Consider the following 21,411-nt stretch of genomic DNA (forward strand, 5'->3'; position numbering starts at 1 on the left):
CTCAGGGCGAAACGGCTCGGAGAACCATGAGACCTCGGTCATGAGGCGTCTCGGATCATGGCGCGCAGATGCCTGTTCACGTGTTCGCTGTCCAGTGGGTTCGGTGGCTCCATTGAAAGATCGATCGTGTAGGTGACGTCCGTGACGTTGATCGGGATGTCAGCCTTCACGAGATCGTTCTCTCGGAGAGCGGGAAAGGTGGCGCCCACCATGTACCAACGCTCTTCCGTGATCACGAATCGGACGTCGCGGTAATGATCACGATTGCCGCTCCGATATCCGGCTTTGGCGAGCAGGCCCAGCAGCGCGCTCTCGTCATCGCAGAGCCGCAGGACGCGATCGACCACATCGAGGAACCTCTCGGTCTGCCAGGAGCCCCGTGTCAGGCGATACCAGGCCAGGTGAAGCGTCCCGTCCAACGGGGGGTCCAGCTGATCAAGCCCATGGATGCGAGCACGTCGAGCGCCCTCGGACAGGGATGCCTTGACCTCGACGGCCAACGCACTCGAAGTGAAATCGTGCCGGTGACCCGTTGGCCCCCTCCAAAGGCGATGTGCACTGGGATCGGCCTGAAGCAGCACCTCGAGCACCTTCAGCTCGGCAAAGAGACCGGCGAGTTGCTCAATGCCAAGGGGCGCTTCTTGAGCATGGAAGAGAGCCTTCCAGCGGTCCAGTACTCGATAGAGGGCCTTGAGCGGGGCATCGGGAAGAGCCTCGGCCGTTTCCAGCACATCGGCGCATAGCGCGCTGAACAGATCGTTCAGATCTGGGCGGAGGCAACCGAGATCCGCGTAGGACTGATAGCTCTCCTTGTCTTCGAGGTCACGCTTGCGCAGTCGAAGCACCGGACCGTTGAGCCCTGCGCGAACCTTCTGATGACTCCCGATCGGCACGAGTACGTGTCGATGGCCCTCGTGGTCAATGCCTACGGCCAATGGCGTGTCGCCGGGAAGCTCCGCCACACGCAGCTTCCGCTCTCCGGACACCTGCTCGGCTTCGAGTTCTGCCCAGTGGCGGTCGATGAGCTTCCTACGAGCATCGTTCATGCGGAGTCCTCCGCCTCGAGGGCGCTGAAGTCCTCCTCTTCGATGTCGATGCCGGACAGGTCTGCGGAGAGGTAGTCTTCCACTTCGCTGTCATGGCCCTGCGGGAACGGGAAGACCAGACCCACACCGATGACGTGCTCGTCGGCATCGAGCGCCGTCCGCTTTTCCTTGGCGGGACTGGGCTGCGAGATTCTGTCAATCGGGTAGAGCACGAGAAGACCGGTATCGGGCAGTTGTCGGCGTCGCTCGTCCATGATCTTCTCCTCCTCCAACGTGGAGGTCTCCCCGGCCAGGTCGATGGCTGCATCCCTGCGGCTCATCAGAGTCTTGATGTCGGCGTAGTCCGACTGCGAGGTGATGAGGCGCGCACGAGTGATCCGGCCGACCGCAATCCCTGGGGCGAATTGGAAGTTCTCCTCATCTGGGCCGACCGCGTTACCGATGATAGCGACGTTCCATCTACGCAACGAACCTGCATTGCGTACGCGTTTCTCGATGTAACCGATGAGCAGACGAGAGTTGCACTCCTGAGACGCCGGGTGAAACTGGTAGCTTTCGAGAAAGTCGATGACGTCGCTGTGCGGGACGTCACGGAACACATGGCGGCCGGCCTCCGAGCGATTCTCCCACCTGAGCGAGGTCCGGCTGGTTTTTTCGACGAACATTTTCGCCGCCTCCTGGTTCTCCAGCAGCCAGTTCTTGTCCGTTCGGAAGTAGCGCGTTTGTACGCGCTGGCCGCCGTACGACGAGGCTGCTGTCACGGCGTCCTTCATTTTGGCCGCCGCGGTGACCCGAAGAGCAGGATGGGTACGGAGCCGGACAGCGAAGGTGAGCGGATCCTTGTCCTCGGTCATGTACACATCGATGTCGCGGCGCATCTCCGTCTCGACCGTGGCGAGATGCCTGAACCACTCCTTGAGTTCGGCCGTCATCCAGATCCGGGGGAGGTCCGCGTAACCGTTGCGGTACCCGAACCAGCGGCCCATTTGCAGCAGAGTGTCGTAGGCGGACACGGCACGCACGAAGTAGCTGACCGAGAGGCCTTCGAGGGTAAGACCGCGGGAGAGGGTGTTCCCGCCGACCGCGATCGCCACGATCGGCCCGTTCTCATAGTCCAGCCGGTCGTCGCTACTGGAGTTGTCCATGATGATGCGGCAAGCGTCAAGCACGCCGGGCAACTCCTCTACCAGGTCGTCGAAGTCGACCTTCGTCTCCCCGAAGTCCTCGGCCGGCACCCTCGCCGTCTCCTTGTCCCAAAGGACACGGAGTCTCTCGAGGATGGACGACTCGTTCAGCGATGTCCTCAGTTGGGCGCGGCAGTGCTCCAGGGGGGCCTTGAAGCTGTCGTGCACGGACGTGTTCACGCTGGTGTGGATCAACATCGTGGCGTGGGAGTTGCCGGTGCCACGAACACGTCGAGCGGCCGTGGTCAACCAGAAGTAATCGATCGCGTCGTGCAGCGTCTCGGTGATCTCGGGCACAAATCCCTCTACGTCGGCACGCTTGATCGGCCGCAGGTATTCGACATCCTCTTCGGGAACCTCGCGGATCATGTCGTAGCCGTCATCGACGTCCTCGGGGTCCTCACCGTCGAGAGCGTATCGACCGAACAGGATCTCGGTGCCGAAGTGGCCATGCGGCTTCGGCAGATTTACGATGAAGTGTTCGGGGTAGAGGTCCTTGGCCGCGGGGTCGATGAGGAGGTTGGCGAAGGGAGAGGCCGTGTACCCCACATAGGCCGACTTGGGGAGGCTGGCCAAAAGACTGCGGATCAGCGGGTTGATCGACTTGGTGGCGACGGTGGCCTGATCCGCCTCGTCGTCAATGATCAACGCTGGACAATCTTGAAGGTAGGCCGAGGCGCTGTCGAGCCACTTGGCGAGTTTCCGGAGCACGGTGGCGTTCTTCTTCACCACGCAGAGGACGTGGGTCTTGTTGGCCTTGCCGAAGAACGCGGCGGCATTGGCCGTCGGGGTGAAGTCCTTGTCCAGGTCGGTTAGCTGGGACCAACGCGACGGGTTCGGCTTTACGAGCTGCTGCACGAGCCTCGCCTGTGTCTGTCGCCGCAGTCCGTTGTGGACCCCCGCCAGGACGATGAACAGTTTGTAGCCACGATCCGCCGCCTTGGCCATCACGGCGGTGAAGTTGGTCGTCTTGCCTGACTGGACGTATCCAACGACCAGGCCGCGCGTTGAGAAGCTCTTCTCCCGGGGATGGTTCAGCAGGGACATGATGCGAGTCGAGGAGGTATCGAGACTGTCGATGGCAGGGTCCTTCGGCCAGCCATCCCTGCGGAGCAGGTCGACCACTGCAGGCCAGCACCTGTCGTCGGGCCGCGGGCCGGTGTACCACGTGTCCCGATTGCCTAGGACGACCGTCTGAGGCTCTTCCAGCTCCTTGATCTTGATTGTCTGCGCTTCGTGTCTTTCTCGGATGCGCTGGATGACGTCGGCCGGGATCTTAAGTCGCTCCAACCTCTTGACAGCCTCGGCAGGCGGGTAGGAATCAAGGAGAGCTTGGAACGTGTCGTAGTTGTCCTCGAATTCGTCGTCCATGGATCTTCTGTCCCCCAACTGAGCCGACTGTCGCATACGTGACGCCGAACGAAGCTCGACCGATCGACGCACTCCAGAGCAGGGTTCCCCAGATCACGGCGGGAGACGCCCTGGCAGTTGTCAAGTCCGGGCGAGATGCATACTCCCCCCGAAGGCGTGAAGTCCTTGAACATTACGCCTCACTACGGACATTCTGCTGGCGCACAGTGATACTGGGCACCGCCGCAGCTCGTCCTCGCGAACCCGTCGCACGTATGCGCCAGGCAGTGCCCGTCATTGGCCGCGCGGATGGAACGACCCGACGCCACCTCGGGTGCCGCGCAGACCGTCAGACGGGCCGACCTCGTCGAGACGCGCAGCCCCAGAGCACCCACCCCAGATCCGTGCGCCACATGAGACAGGGAAGCGGTTTCGGAAGGGAACCACCCCAAACGAGGGTTGAACCCGAGCCTCAGGAGCGATCACGGGTAACATCTCGGAGCGTGTTCGGGCTAGCCCCTCGATCTTCTCCTCTACCCATGGGTAAGATCCGAACGCAAGTTCGACGTGACACAAAGCGATCACTCACGGTTCCTGTCGCTCACGGAGGGTGGTACCAAAGCACAATGGCCGCTTCTCGCGAGTCGGGCAGCGGACCCGATCCGCTCCGGGTGATCGATCTCTTCGCTGGCTGCGGGGGACTGTCTCAGGGTTTCCGAGAAACAGGATTGTTCAGTCCCGTCGCAGCGGTCGAGCAAGACCTCTTCGCAGCCGCGACGTACGCAGCGAACTTTGGCGAGGATCACGTTTATTGGGGCGACATCGCAAAGTGGCTCGAGAACGAGTTGCCGACCGCCGACGTCGTAGTCGGCGGTCCTCCCTGTCAGGGGTTCTCAAACCTCGGAGCGAAGCGTGAGGACGATGAGCGCAACGAACTCTGGGATCGTTATGTGGAAACCTTGACAAGAGTTCAACCCAAAGTTTTCGTTCTAGAGAACGTTGACCGTTTCCTCAAAACACGCCAGTTCGACGCCCTGAAAGCCGAACTTCACGGCGGTAGGCTCAAGGATTACGAGATCTATCCCGGCATCTTGCGAGCCACCGACTTCGGTGCCCCTCAATTGCGACGCCGAGCCATCGTCATCGGGACACGCAGAGATTTGGTCCCCATCCCTCTCCCGAGCCCAGAGGTTCCAGAGATGAACTGGTCGACAGTCAAGTCTGCCTTTGATGGCCTCGCGGAAGAGATTCCTCGGCACCACACGGAGCTCCCCGTGGGACGGACCTTCCACGTATTCGGGAGAGAGGTCGCCGGAAAGTATATGGCGCATGACCTCCACATAACCAGGAAGTACAGCGATCTTTCCCGTAAGCGATTCCGACGAATCCCTTACGGCGGCAACCGTTTCAATCTTCCGGATGACCTCAAGGCGCCCTGCTGGATCAAGCACACCACCGGCTCCGGAGACGTGATGGGACGCCTCGTGTGGGACCGTCCTTCAGTGACGATCCGCACGGAGTTCTTCAAGCCGGAGAAGGGGCGCTACCTGCACCCTGACCAGAATCGCGCCCTGAGCCACTTGGAAGCCGCTCGCCTGCAAGGTTTCCCGGACACGTTCGAGTGGTGCGGTCCGAAGTTGGAGATCGCCCGTCAGATCGGCAATGCCGTCCCCATCCCATTGGCCCAGGCACTGGCCCATCACGTCGCCCGAGGCTTGGGAGTCGCCTGACCCACTGCCAGGCGAGAGTGCACGATGAGGGTTCGTTCCGGCGGTCCAAGACGAGCGCATCCGAGTAGGGTGGCTCTGCTCTGAACTCGGCGACTTTTCGCCAGCCCCAGCGCTCGTATCTGCGGTAGGCGTCGGCGTCTAGGACAGCGGCGAGCGTCGCGTACGGCTCAGGTCGATCTCGGATTAGAGCGTCTAGCAGACGTCGGCCGAGACCGCGGCCCCGCTCGGCCTTTGCCACCACCAGTTCGATCACGGCGTACTTGGCTGCCGCGAGTACCTCGCGAGGCGGCTGGGTTGCCCGCGCCCACCAGGCGCCCGGCATCATGGCGAAGCCGAACGCGAATCCGGCCAGTTCACCATCCCGGCGCGCAACGATCATTTTGAAACCGGACGAGAGCGTCTGCTGACGGGTCCGTTCAAGGAAACGGGCTCGGGAGTACTTCGGCGCAGAGCAATAGGGCGGTTCGGCGTAGACGTCCTCATACAGGTCCGCGACTTCCTCCATGACGTGCAACACCACGCCCTCTTCGTAGACCTGCAGGACGACGTCCTCAGCCATCGTCATTCCCCTGGCCGAAGCACCAGCGCGTCTCGGTACTCCAGCACTGCCGGTTGCGTTATTCCCTCGTCCGGGACGGCGTCCAGCACCATGCGCGCTCCTCGCTGGATCGTGGTCGTCCGCTGCGCCGGTGCCAGCGCCTGGACCGTCTGGGCCGCGTGTGCCACCCCCGCCGCGATTTCACCGTTCTGGACGAGCCCCACCGCCGTCAACAGTTCGATCTGTGCACGCTGCCGCCGCATCGCCGGCGGATACAGAGACAGTGCGGCGGTCCGTGCCCGGTCGGCCAGGTCGGCGTCTCCGGTGTGCGTGTAGGTGAACGCAGCGGTGTGCTGTAGTGCGGTCTCCGGCCACGCTCCGATCGCGAGCCGGTCGTCCGGGGCGACTGCGGGCAGACGATCCCAGCGCTGTTCCAAGAGACGCATCGTCGCGACAGCCTCTGCGGTTCTGCCTGGCATCAGCGACAGCGTCTGGGCGCGCGCCGGCCATCGCTTCCAGCACGGCGGCTCCTGCGTCGTCTCCGGCGATGCCGATCGCCTCATCCGCCAGGCGCAGCACCACCGTCATGGGCCGACCCGCGTACAGGCTGCTCATCGCCTCGTAGCCGCGCACCCACGTCCGCAGGTCACGATCCCGGGACGCGTCCGCGGTGTGCCGCGCGGTCCGCCACCAGTCGCGTGCATGCCGCCGATGCCCGAGCGTCGCGACCGTCATGGCCATGATCGTGGCCATCCTCCCCGCCGGAGCGCACAGGTTCTGCCGGACGGTCTCGCGCCCCGCGGTTCGGATGGCGTCCATGAGCGCGACCAGATCGGCCGCCAGATCCGGCAGCAGGACGTCCGGTGCGGTTGTCAGGAAGGCATGTCCGTGCTCGAACGCGACCTCCTCCCAATCACGGACGAGATGTCCCTGCATCCTTCCCGGCAGAGCGGTTGTGAGTGCCTGCCGGATCGATTCGAGGTGTTCCGTCTGTGCGGCGGTGTCCGCTCCGAGGAGAGCAAGGCAAGCCAGGAGCCGCCGGCGGACTTCGTTGTGATCCGGCCTGGCGAGTTCACCGAACAGGTCGTCTTCGGCAAGGCCGAATGCCGTGGCGTAGGCCTCTCTCCAGTCGCGTGGACGCGTCCCGCTCTCATAACCGCGGATCTGCCGGGCGAGACTCGCGAGCTGCTGCGGGGTCGGGTCCACACCGATCGCCGAGAAGAGTTCCCGCGCCATGGCCCGCTGGGACCACCCGCGGGCTCTTCGCTCCACCTGGAGACGTATCGCCCACTCCGGGACGGGTTTGTCGGTCATGCAGCACCATCCGCCTGAACCGGACCGGCGGATCCTCAACAGTCCGCCTTCAGACCGCAAGTATCCGCCTACCCACGGCGCAGAGGGCGATATCCCGGCCCAAGACACAGTGCCGGACGACGCAGCGGCTCCGCCCTCTGGAGAAGGCGGAGCCTTGCGGAGGCGTGCGGAGGCGTCACTACCGGTCAGGCGGTGAAGCCGCCGTCCACGTTGATCACTGCTCCGGTGATGTAGTGGGCTTCGTCGCCGGCCAGGTGCGCGACGGTGGCGGCGATGTCGTCCGGTGTCGCGTAGCTGTTCAGGGCGGTGAAGCTGCGGATGGTGTCGGCGTTGGGGCCGTCGGCCGGGTTGGTGTCGGTGTCGGTCGGGCCCGGGTTGACCACGTTGACCGTGATGCCGCGGGGGCCGAGGTCGCGGGCCAGGCCCTTCGTCATGCCGGTGAGCGCCGTCTTGCTCAGCGCGTAGAGCGCGAAGCCGGGGAACACCGCGCGTTCGGCGACGTTGCTGCCGATGCTGATGATCCGGCCGCCGTCCGCCATGTGGCGGGCGGCCGCCTGCGCGGCGACCAAGGGGGCGCGGACGTTCACGGCCAGCGTGCGGTCGATGTCCGTCACCTCCAGTTCTTCCACAGGGGCGACGTGGAAGATGGCCGCGTTGTTGACCAGGATGTCGAGCCTGCCGAAGGCCGAAGCCGTCTGCTCCACCGCTTCGGCCATCGCTGCGGCGTCCGCGCTGTCGGCGCGCATCGCCAGCGCTCGGCGTCCGGCGTCTTTGATCTGCTCGACGACCGCATCGGCGCGCTCGGTGTTGTTCTCGTAGGTGAAGGCCACGTCCGCGCCGTCCCGGGCGAGGCGCAGCGCCACCGCCGCGCCGATCCCGCGGCTGCCGCCGGTCACCAGGGCCACTTTTCCATCGATCTTGTTCATGACGACAAGGCTGGTCGGCTCAGGGAGAGAACGCTGGCGGAAATCGGACGCCGCATTCGGGCGTGCTCGCCGCCCCCCCCGGATGCCCATCTCGCGTGGCGTGGCTGCGCCGTCCACGAGAGTCGGGTATCAGGCTGGGGAAGCCGACCGGGTAATGGACTCGGACGGCTCCCCCCGAAAGCAGGTGATGGGTGTGTCGGAATCCGTCGGTGACGGCGGCGTCCAGGTGGTCGCGGCCGAGGCGGTGCCGCAGAGTGAAGGGTCGTGGATCGGACGCGGGGTCGCGCTGTTCACGCCGGTCTTCGCGGTCGCGTCCGGATGGCTGGCCGGGCTGGTGGCGCAGGTCGTGCCGGGCGCTCACCTGGACGAGTCGCAGGTGACGGCGTTCATGGTCGCGGCCATGACGGCGGCGCTCGGGTCGGGCTGGAAATGGCTGCAGGGCTGGCAGCAGCATGAGCGGCTCGTCGCCGAAGGGAAAGCGCAGCCGGTGAAGGCCGTGCCGGTCCTGCGGACCGCGACCACATCGCCGGAAGCGGGCAGCGAGTCCCTTCCGTAGATCCCGGACGGGCATCCCCAGCAATTATCCACACCCTGTGGATAATTGCTGGGGATTTCAGGCGCTCCCGTGCTGTACCTGCGGCGCTCGCCCCACGTTCATCTCGCGGTCGCGCTCGGGCGGTAGCACTGGAGCGTGAATACCGCGATCGTCCGCGTCGCCGCGGGCGTAATGGCGCTGGCGCTGACCGGATGCACGGCGGAGGCCACCACGGGATCGGTGGCCGGGGCCGGCGAACTGGTCATCGGCGTCAAGGCCGACCAGCCCGGACTGGGATTGCGCGAGGGCGGCGAGTTCCGCGGTTTCGAGGTCGATGTCGGCACGTACATCGCGCGGCACATCGGCGCCTCCCGCGTCACTTTCAAGGCCGTCACCTCAGCGGACCGGGACCGGCGCCTGAATCGGCACGAGGTCGACCTCGTCCTGGCGTCCTATTCGATCACGCCGGCGCGGACGAGGCAGGTCACTTTCGCCGGGCCCTACTACCTCGCGCATCAGGACCTCATGGTCCGGCGGACGGAGAGCCGCATTCGCGGCGCGCGGGACATGGCCGGGCGGAGGATGTGCCAGGCGAGCGGGTCGGTCTCCACCGAGCGCGTGACCGTCGGGCTGGGCGTCCAGGCCAGGCTGGTGCCGGCCGCGTCGTACGGCGAGTGCGTGGAGAAGCTGCGGCGAGGTGAGATCGACGTCGTTTCCACCGGTGATCTCGTCCTGGCGGGGTTCGCGGCGCGGCATTCCGAACTGAAGATCGTCAATGCGCCGTTCACGGACGAGCCGTACGGCGTGGCGTTACGGAAAGGCGACATCGAAGGGTGCGAGGCGGTCAATCGCGCCCTCACCCTCATGTACCAGGACGGGACGGCCGGGCGGTTGCTGCGGAAGTGGTTCGGCCGGAGCGGTTTGCGCCCGGTCGAATCCGTGCCGGAGTTCCAGGGCTGTTCATAATGTCGGTGGCCCTGTTTACCGTGGGGGCGTGGACCACCAAAGCGCTGTTTGGGACGAGTTGCTCGGCGCGGGGTTCCTGCACGGGCTGCGGGACGCGCACCGGGAGGCGACGCTCGCGGTCTTCGGATCGCTGACCAGGGCGGCCGGGTTCAAGGAGCGCACGTTCGGGATCGCCGCGTTCGACAACCTCGAGTCCCAGATCGACCGTGTCTTCGAGGACGACGAGCGCGTCTTCCGGGATGACCTGAACCAGTCCCCCGGCTGGCGGTTCGGCCCCTACCGGGTGCTGCTCAAGCGGCACCCGTTCGGGAACGTGCGCGGGATCCGGTGGGACCGCGACAGCCCGACCAAGCAGGCCGTGGCGCGGCAGGGGTACGCCGACGGCCGGCAGCTGGCGCTCGACCTCGGGCTGACGCCGCGCGACACGCCCGACGTGGTCACGCTCGTCCTGGCGCACAGCGCGAGCGACGAGCCGCTGGAGATGGAGCTCTTCCTGGGGCAGCCCAGGATGAACGACGACGGCGGGCCCGCGTGGCGCTGGCTCCGTCCCCTGGACGACACGCTGGGGGGTGATCCACGCCGTAAGCTCGTCGCACGCCCCCTGCCGCTGTGGGGCGACGACGAAGCGGACGTCCCGATGCGGCTCCGCGACGAGACGAGCACTGAAACGGCCTAGTGAACGAGGTTGACGACCGGACGCCCCGGAGGGTCGCCGAGGCGCGGCTGCTGTTCGACTGCGAACGGCTGACGCTGGCCCGGCGGCTGCGCGGGCTGCGCAAGAACCAGCTCGCGCAGGCGGTGGGGACGACCCCGAAGGCCATCGGGCAGTTCGAGGCGGGCGTGCAGCGTCCGGCGGAGGGCACGCTGTCGCGGCTGGCGATCGCGCTCGGTGTGCCGGTCGAGTTCTTCCAGGCGGGGCGGAGCCCCGTGTCGATGGACGGTGCCCATTTCCGGTCACTTCGCTCGACGACGCAGATCGAGCGCGACCAGGCGCTCGCGTACGGGCGGATCGCCACCGACATCGTGGCCGCGCTCGAGGACCTCGTCGACTTCCCCGCCGTCGACCTGCCCGAATACTCCGTGGCCCCGGACGAGATCGCCGGAAGCGGGCCCGTCGAGGCGGCGAGGCTCGCGCGGAAGGCGCTCCTCGACGCGTCCGGGCCGGTGCCGCACATGGTGCGGCTGCTGGAGGGGCGCGGGGTGCTCGTCCTGGTGCTGCCGGAGGCGACCGAGCGGGTCGACGCGTTCAGCGTGGGCGTCCACCCTCGTCCGATGGTGCTGTTCAACCCCGCCAAGGGCGACTACTGGCGCAACAGGTTCGACGCCGCGCACGAGCTCGGCCACCTCGTCATGCACGCGGACGCGGAGCCCGGCGAGAAGATCGTGGAGGATCAGGCGCACCGGTTCGCGGCGGAGTTCCTCATGCCGGAGCAGGACATCGCCGGAGAACTGCCCGCGACCGCCGACTGGGACCGGCTCGCGGCGCTCAAGGACGCGTGGGGCGTCAGCATGGCGGCCCTGCTGTTCCGCGCCCGCACCCTGAAGATCATGAGCGAGGGGACGTACCGGAGCGCGATGAGCACCCTCGGCGCGCGCGGCTGGCGGCGGCAGGAGCCGGGGCCGGCGCGGGGCCTGGAGCAGCCGTCCATGCTCGTGCACGCCGTGGAACTGGTCGGCGGGGCGGGCCTCGACCGGGACGCGCTCGCCGAGCGCGCCCATGTCACCCGTGCCGACCTCGACCTTCTGGTTCCACACCGGCACTGACAGGACGCTCCGTCACCAGTCGGTCGCATACCTATAACCGGTGGTTCCCTGCGGCGCCGCCGGTGCGTGTGAGAAGCTCCGAAGGTTGTCGCAGAGCCAAGGGTGCACGGGGTGATCTTGTGCTGGACCATCGGCAGGCCGGACCGACCGCGCTGCGCATGCAGATCGGGGCGCGCTTGCGCCGGCTCAGGGAACGGAACGGCATCTCGCGCGCGACGGCCGGCGCGGCGATCCGCGGATCGGCGTCGAAGATGAGCCGGCTGGAGAACGGCCGGCACGGCTTCAAGCTCCGCGACGTCACCGACCTCCTCGACCTGTACGGGGTGCGCGACCGCGGCGAGCGCGACTCGCTGCTGGAGCTGGTCGATCAGGCGAAGGAGCCGGGCTGGTGGCACGCGTACGGGGACGTGGTGCCGACCTGGTTCGAGCAGTACCTCGGGCTCGAGCAGTCCGCGGCGGCCGTCCGGAGCTACGAGGCGCAGTACGTCCCCGGCCTGCTGCAGACGCGGGAGTACGCGCGGGCCGTCATCGCCCTGGAGCACGACAAGGCGCTGCACGAGGTCCTCGACCGGCGCCTCACCGTCCGGATGATGCGGCAGAAGATCCTTTACCGGCCGACGAACCCGGTGTCGCTGTGGGCGATCATCGACGAGGCGGCGCTGCGGCGGCCGTTCGGCGGGCCCGCGACGATGCGCGGCCAGATCGAGCACCTCATCGAGGTGGCGCGGCACATGCCCCACGTGAACGTCCAGGTCCTGCCGTTCGCGGCCAGCGGCGACCTCCCGCTCGGCGGTCCGGTCACCGTGCTGCGGTTCGCGGAGAACGACCTGGACGACATCGTCTACCTGGAGCAGCTCACCGGCGCGCGGTACCCGGAGGTCCAGGAGGTGGCGCGCTGCAAGGAGGTCATGGATCTGCTGGCGATCCGCGCCGCCCGCCCCGACCGCACGATCACCATCCTGGAAGAGCTCCTGAAGGACTACTGAGCCGTCAGACCGGGGTGCCCTCCCCTCCGGATGCGGGCGCCCCGCCCCGGCGCCGCGATGGCCTGACCGGTTCCGGCCATGGGACGGCGAACTATTCACCGGTTCGCGTACCGGACGCGATCGGGCGGACGTAGGGTCGGCGACCGTGAGGTATCGCCAGGCAATCGGCATGGTCGCGCTGGGCGCGCTGCTCGCGGTGACGGGATGCACCGGTGGCGGCTCCCAGGACGGCGGCGACACGGAGGCGAAGCCGCCGCCCGGCGGGTGGCCGCAGCCCGAGAACGGGAAGCTGACGCCCGAGATGTGCGGGCTGCTCACCGACGCCGACTACCGCAAATACGGCCACAACCGCCTCTCCTCGGAACCGGGCAGGCGGTCGACGAACTCGGCCAACGGCATCGAGTGCACCTGGACGGGCGGCGACTACCTGACGCTCGACCTGCAGGCCACCGCCGAGGACGCCAAGCTCTTCTTCCGCCGCTACCTGGACGAGCACCGGGAGCGGCTTCGGTCGGACGGGCGGCCGACCATCATCGCGCAGAACGTGGTGCCCGGCGCGGACGAGAGCTGGTTCGACTACTGGACGATCGGCTCCGACCCCGGAGAGAGGTTCGTCGAGCACGAGCTGGCCGCGCGGCGCGGGGCGCTGACCGTGAGGCTCGTGCTCAGCGGCATCAAGGGCGACAAGGAGAAGGACCCCCGCACGGTCCTGTCCGGGCTGGCGGCGCTCGTCCTGCAGCGCCTCCCGGACGTGGGGACGAAGGACACCGGCACCCGGCACCAGGTCCGCTACGAGATCACGGGACGGCCCGGCACCGCCAAGATGATCACCTATCTGGACCCGGTCGACACCAAGTCGGTGACGCTGCGCAACGTGAAGCTGCCGTGGAAGAAGGAGTTCCCGGTGCCGGCGCCGCAGGGCGGGGCGCCCACCCCGCTCAGCCTCACCGCGACGGGCGACACCTCCACGATCACGACCGTGCTCTCGTGCCGGATCGTGGTCGACGGCCAGGAGAGCGCGAGCAACACCTCACCCTTCAGCGCGCTCTGCCAGGCGAACTACGGCGGCTGATCGAACACATGTTTGACCCGCCGGGTACATTGGGGGCATGACCGGCGCTTTCCAAGGCTCGCTCCTGGACCTCGCGGACGAGACCGGCCCGCGCCCGCTGGCCGCCCTCCGGCGCACCCGGCTCGCCCACGGCGCCTGGGTCGACGCCCTTCCCGGCTGGCTTCCGGGCGCGGACGCCCTGTTCGAGCGGCTGCTGGCGTCCGTCCCCTGGCGGGCCGAGCGGCGGCTCATGTACGAGCGGGTCGTGGACGTGCCGCGCCTCCTCGCGTTCTACGGCGAGGGCGAGACGCTGCCCGATCCACTTCTGGACGAGGTCAAGGCCGCTTTGGACGAGCACTACGAGGAGGAGCTCGGGGAGCCGTTCCGCACCGCCGGGCTCTGCCTCTACAGGGATGGGCGCGACAGCGTCGCCTGGCACGGCGACCGCATCGGGCGCGGTTCGACGGAGGACACGATGGTCGCGATCTTGTCCGTCGGTTCCCCGCGGTCCCTTTTGCTGCGCCCTCGCGGCGGCGGGCGGACGGTCCGGTACGAGGTGGGGCACGGCGATCTCGTCGTGATGGGCGGTTCCTGCCAGCGGACGTGGGAGCACGCCATCCCGAAGAGCGCCCGCGCGACGGGTCCCCGTATCAGTATCCAGTTCCGCCCGCACAACGTCCGCTGACTCCTATGCCCCTCCCGGGGATGGCACCATAATTGGTGATTTTCCAGGGGAGGCCCGTTGCAACGTCTTGTCGTGTCCCAGACAGCACCTCGGGCATTCCGGACGGTATTGGACGCGCTGCAGGTGCCGACGCCGCCCTACGGGCCGTCCGGGACGCACATCCTGATCGAACCGGGCCAGTACCCGAACACCGGGTTCCGCAGCAGCGGGAATTTCACACTGACGGCCGTCGGAGGGCCCGGCACGGTCACGCTGGACGGCGACACCGACGCGACGATCGAGCTCACCGGGCACGTCACGCTGCAGGGCCTGATCATCCGGAACTGGAGCGGCGAGGGAAGCGCGCTGGAGGTCGCCGAGGGCAGCGTGCTGGCGGAGCGGTGCGAGTTCGTCAGCCGACCCGGTTCCGTGGCCGTCCGCGTGTGGAACGGCGGCCGGCTGGCCATGCACGGCTGCCGCGTCCAGGACGGCGCGGTGCTGTACTCGGCCGCGTCCGGGGTCATGGACGGCACGGACGTCTCCGGGACGCCGGGGAACGCGATCGCGCTCCGCTCGGGCAGCTCGGTGACCGTCCGGTCATGCCGGGTGGAGGACGCGGGCGGTCACGGGATCTGGGTGACCGAGGGCGCGAAACCGCTGATCGAGCAGTGCACGATCAGCCGTCCGGCGGGCGCCGCCGTCCTGGTCGACCAGCGCGGGGACGCGGCGGTCCGCAACACGGCGATGCACGACACGGGAGGCTGCGCGCTGGTCGTCCGCGACCGGGGCCGGGCCCGCACCGATGACTGCCTGGTCGCCGACGCGGAGGTCGACGCGGTGTGGGTCGCCGAGGAGGGCGCGCTCACCGCGCGGCGCCTCCGGGTGGAGCGGCCGAAACGGATCGGCGTCGTCGTCGAGCAGGGCTCCGGCCGGTTCGAGGACTGCGAGGTCGTCGCCGCGGCCAAGTTCGGCGCGTTCATCGGAGCCGGCGGCCGCGCCGAGTTCGTCCGCGGGCGGATCGAGGAGGCGGCCGCGGACGGCGTGACCGTCCTGGCGGGCGGTAGCGGGACGTTCGAGGCGGTGACCGTGACGGGCAGCGCCGAGTTCGGGGTGAGCGCCGATCCCGGCGCGGAGCTGACCATGCTCGGCTGCACGATCGTGGAGAGCGGGCACCAGGGCATCGCCGCCGCGGCCGAGGCGCGGGTCCGGCTGGAGGACGTCACGAGCGAGCGCAACGGCGCGCCGGACGTCCTCGCCTTCGAGGCGCCCGGGAAGGCGACGGCGACGGTCGCGGACGGCGCGGCGGAGGCGCCGGCGCCGCGCGTCACGGCCCCGGCGACCGGCGCGTCGGCGGACGACCTGCTCGCCGACCTGGACGCGATGATCGGCCTCGCCCCCGTGAAGGGCGAGATCAGGAAGCTGACGAACCTGCAGAAGGTGGCGGCGCAGCGGCGCCGCGCCGGCCTGCCGCCCGGCCCGTCGATCGGCCGGCACATGGTGTTCGCCGGGCCGCCCGGCACGGGCAAGACGACCGTGGCGCGCCTCTACGGGCGGATCCTCGCGGCGCTCGGCGTCGTCGAGAAGGGCCAGGTGGTGGAGGTCGGGCGCGCCGACCTGGTCTCGGAGAACGTCGGCGGGACGGCCCTGAAGACGACGGAGGCGTTCGACCGGGCGCGCGGCGGCGTCCTCTTCATCGATGAGGCCTACGCGCTGTCGCGGGCGACGACCGGAACCGATTTCGGGCGGGAGGCCATCGATACCCTGGTGAAGCTCATGGAGGACCACAGCAGCGAGGTCGTCGTCATCGCGGCCGGGTATTCGGCGGAGATGCGGGAGTTCCTGACGGCGAACACCGGGCTGGCATCCCGTTTCTCCCGGACGGTCCACTTCGAGAACTACGGTCCGGCCGAGCTGGTCGAGATCGTCGAGCATCAGGCCCGCACGGACGGCTACCGCCTGTCGGCCGACGCGCGCGCCGCCGTCCTCGCCTACTTCACGCAGGTCAAGCGGGACGCGAGCTTCGGCAACGGCCGCGCCGCCCGCCGCGTCTTCGAGGCCGCGGTGGAGCGGCAGGCGCAGCGCCTCGCCGAACTGCCGGACCTTCCGTCCGGGGACGAGCTCACCCTCCTGCTCCCCGAGGACCTGGACGTCGAGACGGGTCTCGCGGCGCGCTTCGGGGAGGCCCGCGACCCGGGCCAGGTCCAGGTCATCCTGGACAGGCTTCAGGCCATGGCCGGGCTCGCGGACGTGAAGCGCGAGATCGGCGACCTCCTCGACCTGCTCGCGTCCGCGCGGCGGCGCCGGGACGCCGGGCTGGACACCGAGCCGTTCACCGGCCATCTCGTCTTCGCCGGGCCGCCCGGGACGGGCAAGACGACCGTCGCCCGCATCTACGGCGAACTCCTCGCCGCCCTCGGCGTCCTCGCCCAGGGGCAACTCGTCGAGGCCGCCCGCGTCGACCTCGTCGGCCGGTACGTCGGGGAGACCGCGCAGAAGACGGCGGCCGTCTTCGAACGCGCCCGCGGCGGCGTCCTGTTCGTGGACGAGGCGTACAGCCTGGCCCGTCCGGGCGGGACCGGCCACGATTTCGGGCGGGAGGCCATCGACACGCTGGTGAAGCTCATGGAGGACCACCGCGACGAGGTCATCGTCATCGTGGCGGGCTACACGGCGGAGATGGACGGCTTCCTCTCCGCCAACCCCGGCCTGGCCTCCCGGTTCGCACGCACGCTCGCGTTCGAGCCCTACGACGCGGACGCCCTCCTCTCCATCTTCCTGGGCAAGGCGGAAGGCGCGGACTACCTCGTCCCGGCGGAGACCCGCCACAGCCTGCTGGCCCACTTCCGCACGCACGGCGACCGCTACCGCCAGGGCAACGGACGCGAGGCCGACAAGCTGTTCCGCGCCGCCGTCACCGCCCATGCCCGCCGCACCGAGCAGCGCGCGAACGCGGGCGAGACCCTGACGAAGGACGATCTGATCACCTTGCTCCCCGAGGACGTCGCCTCCTGACAGGCGTCCGAGGGCGCCGGTGTGTGCCAGGTCACGTGTCGAGCGGCCCGTGACGGTTGGGCGTTATCAGTCCGGTGATAAAGAAGTGACCTTCCTTACACCGTGAGGCACATTGGAGTCAGTGTCCAATTACTTTAGGGTCAGGTGATCGCCACCGTGAGAGGTGGCATGTCGAAGGGTCACGGGCCATGTTCGTTCGCCGGTCTGCTCGCCGGTTCCTGCGCACCGCGCTGGTCTCCTGCATCGGGGTCGCCATGACGGCGACCGCCCTCCAGGGAACCGCCGGGGCGGCTCCGCAGGGCACCACCCCTCCCGCCAAGGATCCGTTCTACCGGCCCCCGTCGCCGCTGCCCGCCGGAAAGCCGGGCGACATCATCCGCTCCCGCAGGTCGACCTTCACCGTCGACCCGTTCAGCCGGGCACCGTTCGGGGGCGTCAAGTCCTGGCAGGTGCTGTACCGGTCGGAGTCGGCGCAGGGCACTCCGATCGCGGTGTCCGGGACGGTCCTCGTCCCCACCAAGGCGTGGAACGGTCCTGGCAAGCGGCCGCTGCTCTCCTACGCGGTCGGGACGCGCGGCCTCGGCGACGCCTGCGCCCCCTCCTACACCCTCTCGCAGGGCTACGACTACGAGGCCCTCGCCATCATCGACGCCCTCAACCGCGGCTGGGCCGTCACCGTCAGCGACATGGAGGGCCTCGGCACCCCAGGCCAGCACACCTACGAGGTCGGACGCTCGCAGGGCAAGGCCGTGCTGAACATGGCGCGCGCCGCGCAGCGGCTCTCCGCCGCGCGCATCGGCAGCGGCCCCGTCGCGCTGATGGGGTACTCGCAGGGCGGGACGTCCGCCGGGTGGGGCGCCGAACTCGCCCCGGCGTACGCGCCGGAACTCCAGCTCAAGGGCGTCGCCGCCGGCGGGGTCCCGGCCGACCTGCGCGCCGTCGCCGACGGCCTCGACGGCAACCCGTTCGCCGCGTTCATGTTCATGGCCGCCGCCGGATACGACGCCGCCTACCCCGAGCTGCAGCTGTCGAAGTTCCTCAACGCCCAGGGCAAGGAGCTGTTCAAGAAGGCGAACGACATGTGCCTCGTGAGCCTGGACGGCATCGGCACGATGTTCGGCACCGCGTTCAAGAAGGTCGGCGACTACACCACGTCCAACCCGCTCACCACGAAGGCATGGGTGGCGAGGCTGGACGGGAACAGGCTCGGCGGCACGGCCCCGACCGTCCCGGTGTTCCAGTCGCACGCCCTGTACGACGAGATCATCCCGCTCAAGCAGGCCCAGACCCTGCGCGCGGCCTGGTGCGCCAAGGGCGCGAACGTGACCTGGAAGACCTACCAGTTCGCCGAGCACGCCGTCGGCATCGTGATGAGCCACCCCGACGCGATCGGCTTCGTCGGCGACCGCTTCGCCGGGAAGCCGGTCAGGGGGAACTGCGGCTCGTAGTCCTTGACGGCTGAGCGGTGAAGGGCGGGGCCACGGGGGCCCCGCCCTTCACGGCTTCAATGCCCGCTCGAGGATCTGCGCCAGGTGGAGCGCGCTACGGCCGGTTCCCTGCTCCACCTGCGTCCGGCAGGAGAAGCCGTCGGCGAGGACGAACCCGCCCTCCGCGGCGCGCACCTTGGGGAAGAGCTCCCGCTCCGCGCACGCCCGCGAGACGTCCCAGTGCCCGGGTTCGAAACCGAAGTTGCCGGCGAGGCCGCAGCAGCCCGCGGTGATGACGTCCGTCCGCACACCCAGCCTCTCCAGGACGGCGAGATCGGCCGTGTACGAGCCCTTCGCCACCTGATGGCAGTGCGGCTGCGCGACCGCCGACGTGTCGAGCGTGCCGAACGGCCACTCACCGCCGTGGCGCGCGACCAGCTCGGCGAGCGTGACGGTGAGCGCGGCGAGGCGGTGGGCGCGCGGATCGTCCGGGAGCAGTTCGGGCGCCTCGTCCCGCAGCATCACGGTGCAGGACGGTTCGAGGCCGACGATGGGGAGGCCGGCGTCCAGGGCGGGCGCGAGGACGTCCAGGGTATGGCGCAGGACGCGGCGCGTCATGCCGAGCTGCCCGGTGGAATGCCAGGTCAGGCCGCAGCAGACCCGGCCCGGCGGGATCAGAACCCGATGGCCGAGCGCTTCCAGGACCGCGACTGCCGCCCGCCCGACGTCGGGCGTGTGGTACTCGGTGAAGGTGTCCGGCCAGAGGACGACCGTGCCCGGTTTCTCCGTGCTCGGGCTCTTTGCTGCCCGCCGGTTCCCGAACCGGGCGCGCAGCGTCCGCTCCGCGAAGCGGATCATGTCGCGGCGGGGCTCGATGCCGCCGGCCCGCTTCACCACCCGCGCGACGCCGTCGCGCGCCAGCGCCGCGTTCGCCAGCCGGGCCGTCCAGGGAGACGCCGTGACCAGCCGCGACCACACCGGCAGCCAGCCCAGCGTGTAGTGCGCCATCGGACGGCGCCGCCCCGAATAGTGCCGGTACAGGAACTCCGCCTTGTAGGTCGCCATATCGACGTTCACCGGGCAGTCGCTCGCGCACGCCTTGCAGGACAGGCACAGATCCAGCGCGTCCCGGACCTCCCGCGACCGCCACCCGTCCGGCAGCGACTCGCCGCGCAGCATCTCCGCCAGCACCCGCGCGCGCCCCCGCGTCGAATGCACCTCGTCCCTCGTCGCCTTGAACGACGGGCACATCGCGCCGCTGTCGAGGTTCCGGCAGGCACCGACCCCGACGCAACGGTGCACGGCCGCCGCGAACGACCCGTGATCCCTGGTCAGCGCATGGACCGGAGTGATCTTCAGGGCGTCCCGGCCGGGGCCCGGACGGAGATCGGCGTCCAGCGGGGCCGGGTCGACGAGGACGCCCGGATTGAGACGTCCGCCCGGATCGAAGGCGTGCTTGAACGCGGCGAACGCCCCCAGCAGCTCCGGCGAGTACATGCGCCCCAGCAGCTCGGAGCGGGCGCGGCCGTCGCCGTGCTCCCCCGACACCGACCCGCCATGGGACACGACGAGCCGCGCCGCGTCCTCGACGAACGCGCGGTAGCCGGCGACGCCCTGCGGCTCGGCCAGCGCGAAGTCGAGGCGCAGGTGCAGGCAGCCCTCACCGAAATGCCCGTACGGGACGCCCCGGAGCCCGCGCTCCTCCATCAGCCCGTACAGGTCGCGCAGGTAGCCGGCGAGCCGGGTGGGCGGTACGGCGGAGTCCTCCCAGCCCGGCCAGGCTTCGCCGCCGTCCGGGAGGCGGGTCACGATCCCGGCGCCCGCTTCGCGGATCCACCACAGCGCCCGCATGCGCGCCGGGTCGTCGACGATGACCCGGGTCATGCCGGGCACCCCGGCGGCGATTGCGTCGGCCAGCGCGTGCGCCGCGTCCCGGGCCTCGGCCCGGCTTCCCCCTCCGACCTCGCAGAACAGCCAGCCGCCGCCGGGCGGGAGGTCGGCGCCCGCCTCCTGCCGTCCGGGCTGGGCGCGCAGCGCGCTGAGGAGGTCGGACGCCATGCCCTCGACGGTCAGCGCCCCCGATTCCGCAACGAACGGGGCGATCTCGGCCGCGGCGAACACGTCCGCGAAACCGAGGACCGCCAGCGCGCGCGCCTTCGGCACCGGGACGAGGTTCACCGTCGCCTCCGTGACGACCCCGCACGTCCCTTCCGCGCCGACCAGCGCCTTCCCGACATCGAAGCCGTTCTCGGGCAGCAGATGGTGCAGGCCGTAACCGGACCCCTGGCGGGTGAATCGCCCGAGTTCCGTCCGAGCTTGAGCGAGGTGGGCGTCCCTGAGCCGGGTCAGGACGGAATCGGTCCCCGCATCACCGGACGAACCACGCGTCGCGGCCAGCTCGCGTCCACCCGGCAGGACGAGCCGCAGCGCCTCCACGTTCGCGGCCGTCGTGCCCCACGCCACGCTGTGCGGCCCGCACGCGTTGTTGCCGATCATCCCGCCCAGCGTGCACCGCGAATGGGTGGACGGATCGGGACCGAAGGTGAGCCCGTGCTCCGCCACCGCCGCGCGCAGCCGGTCCAGGACCACACCTGGCTCCACGACCGCCGTCCGCGCATCGGGGTCGATCTCACGGATCCGGTGCAGATGGCGGGACGTGTCGACGACGATCCCGGCACCGACCGCGTTGCCCGCGATCGACGTCCCGCCGCCGCGCATCGTGACGGGCAGCCCCTCGTCCTCGGCCAGCGCCAGGATGCGCGGCAGATCATCGACGGAACGGGGCTCCGCCACGGCGGCCGGAACGCACCGGTAGAGGGACGCATCGGACGAGTAGGCGGTCCGGGCGGTCAGATCGGTGCGAAAGACGCCGGGCAGCGCGGCGTCCAGCCTCCGAGCAAGATCGAACACTCTCCCAG

Annotated in this window: 16 protein-coding genes and 1 pseudogene; 11 read left to right on the plus strand and 6 right to left on the minus strand. The window is 68.9% G+C overall.

What is annotated here, in order from left to right; translation table 11 throughout:
• Positions 1 to 38: 38 nt before the first annotated feature.
• Entirely contained in the window at positions 39 to 1,046 is a 1,008-nt protein-coding gene (locus IE99_RS29210) for a PD-(D/E)XK motif protein (RefSeq protein WP_037559445.1), read from the minus strand.
• Positions 1,043 to 3,601, minus strand: a complete 2,559-nt coding sequence (locus tag IE99_RS0115010; protein ID WP_030170071.1) for a Z1 domain-containing protein — start codon at positions 3,599 to 3,601, stop codon at positions 1,043 to 1,045. Before IE99_RS0115010 ends, IE99_RS29210 begins: the two co-directional genes overlap by 4 nt.
• Positions 3,602 to 4,206: 605 nt before the next feature.
• On the opposite strand from IE99_RS0115010, the gene IE99_RS0115015 reads away from it, so the two are divergent.
• On the plus strand, positions 4,207 to 5,310 hold the full coding sequence (locus IE99_RS0115015; RefSeq protein WP_030170073.1) for a DNA cytosine methyltransferase: 1,104 nt from the start codon (positions 4,207 to 4,209) through the stop codon (positions 5,308 to 5,310).
• Positions 5,311 to 5,410: 100 nt separating this feature from the next.
• Here IE99_RS0115015 and IE99_RS33650 read toward each other — a convergent pair.
• Together IE99_RS33650 and IE99_RS30330 are read right to left on the minus strand one after the other, a co-directional pair.
• Positions 5,411 to 5,875: pseudogene (locus IE99_RS33650) on the minus strand (GNAT family N-acetyltransferase); the annotation flags it as partial.
• Positions 5,872 to 6,285 (minus strand): hypothetical protein, encoded by a 414-nt coding sequence (locus IE99_RS30330; protein WP_157610310.1) that lies wholly within the window; start codon positions 6,283 to 6,285, stop codon positions 5,872 to 5,874. The gene IE99_RS30330 and the pseudogene IE99_RS33650, both read right to left, overlap by 4 nt.
• Positions 6,286 to 6,550: 265 nt before the next feature.
• On the opposite strand from IE99_RS30330, the gene IE99_RS30335 reads away from it, so the two are divergent.
• On the plus strand, positions 6,551 to 7,180 hold the full coding sequence (locus IE99_RS30335) for a hypothetical protein (protein ID WP_157610313.1): 630 nt from the start codon (positions 6,551 to 6,553) through the stop codon (positions 7,178 to 7,180).
• Between the two features lie 167 nt (positions 7,181 to 7,347).
• On the opposite strand, the gene IE99_RS0115025 is transcribed toward IE99_RS30335, so the two are convergent.
• Positions 7,348 to 8,088, minus strand: coding sequence for an SDR family NAD(P)-dependent oxidoreductase (locus IE99_RS0115025; protein WP_030170075.1), 741 nt, complete (start codon positions 8,086 to 8,088; stop codon positions 7,348 to 7,350).
• A 193-nt stretch (positions 8,089 to 8,281) separates the two neighbouring features.
• Between IE99_RS0115025 and IE99_RS0115030 the strand changes: the two genes are divergently transcribed.
• The 9 genes from IE99_RS0115030 to IE99_RS0115070 all read left to right on the plus strand — a co-directional run bounded on the left by IE99_RS0115030 (position 8,282) and on the right by IE99_RS0115070 (position 18,514).
• Positions 8,282 to 8,644 (plus strand): hypothetical protein, encoded by a 363-nt coding sequence (locus IE99_RS0115030; protein ID WP_157610315.1) that lies wholly within the window; start codon positions 8,282 to 8,284, stop codon positions 8,642 to 8,644.
• Positions 8,645 to 8,815: 171 nt separating this feature from the next.
• A complete protein-coding gene (locus tag IE99_RS0115035; protein ID WP_051712529.1) occupies positions 8,816 to 9,589 on the plus strand; it encodes a glutamate ABC transporter substrate-binding protein in 774 nt (257 codons plus the stop codon).
• Positions 9,590 to 9,617: 28 nt separating this feature from the next.
• Positions 9,618 to 10,265 (plus strand): hypothetical protein, encoded by a 648-nt coding sequence (locus IE99_RS0115040; RefSeq protein WP_030170083.1) that lies wholly within the window; start codon positions 9,618 to 9,620, stop codon positions 10,263 to 10,265.
• Positions 10,265 to 11,353 (plus strand): XRE family transcriptional regulator, encoded by a 1,089-nt coding sequence (locus IE99_RS0115045; RefSeq protein WP_037559462.1) that lies wholly within the window; start codon positions 10,265 to 10,267, stop codon positions 11,351 to 11,353. Before IE99_RS0115040 ends, IE99_RS0115045 begins: the two co-directional genes overlap by 1 nt.
• A gap of 119 nt (positions 11,354 to 11,472) precedes the next feature.
• Positions 11,473 to 12,339, plus strand: a complete 867-nt coding sequence (locus tag IE99_RS0115050) for a helix-turn-helix domain-containing protein (RefSeq protein ID WP_030170089.1) — start codon at positions 11,473 to 11,475, stop codon at positions 12,337 to 12,339.
• 145 nt (positions 12,340 to 12,484) lie between these two features.
• Positions 12,485 to 13,411 (plus strand): MmpS family transport accessory protein, encoded by a 927-nt coding sequence (locus tag IE99_RS0115055; RefSeq protein WP_157610316.1) that lies wholly within the window; start codon positions 12,485 to 12,487, stop codon positions 13,409 to 13,411.
• Between the two features lie 37 nt (positions 13,412 to 13,448).
• Positions 13,449 to 14,075 (plus strand): alpha-ketoglutarate-dependent dioxygenase AlkB, encoded by a 627-nt coding sequence (locus tag IE99_RS0115060; RefSeq protein WP_030170094.1) that lies wholly within the window; start codon positions 13,449 to 13,451, stop codon positions 14,073 to 14,075.
• 72 nt (positions 14,076 to 14,147) lie between these two features.
• The gene (locus tag IE99_RS0115065) at positions 14,148 to 17,066 is read left to right on the plus strand and encodes an AAA family ATPase (protein WP_245623211.1); all 2,919 of its coding nucleotides are present in this window, start codon (positions 14,148 to 14,150) and stop codon (positions 17,064 to 17,066) included.
• A 188-nt stretch (positions 17,067 to 17,254) separates the two neighbouring features.
• Positions 17,255 to 18,514, plus strand: coding sequence for a lipase family protein (locus IE99_RS0115070; RefSeq protein WP_030170098.1), 1,260 nt, complete (start codon positions 17,255 to 17,257; stop codon positions 18,512 to 18,514).
• Positions 18,515 to 18,562: 48 nt separating this feature from the next.
• Here IE99_RS0115070 and IE99_RS0115075 read toward each other — a convergent pair whose 3' ends face one another.
• A complete protein-coding gene (locus IE99_RS0115075; protein WP_211258818.1) occupies positions 18,563 to 21,403 on the minus strand; it encodes an FAD-binding and (Fe-S)-binding domain-containing protein in 2,841 nt (946 codons plus the stop codon).
• Positions 21,404 to 21,411 lie beyond the last annotated feature (8 nt).

The organism is Spirillospora albida, from assembly GCF_000718255.1.
Lineage (GTDB): Bacteria > Actinomycetota > Actinomycetes > Streptosporangiales > Streptosporangiaceae > Spirillospora > Spirillospora albida.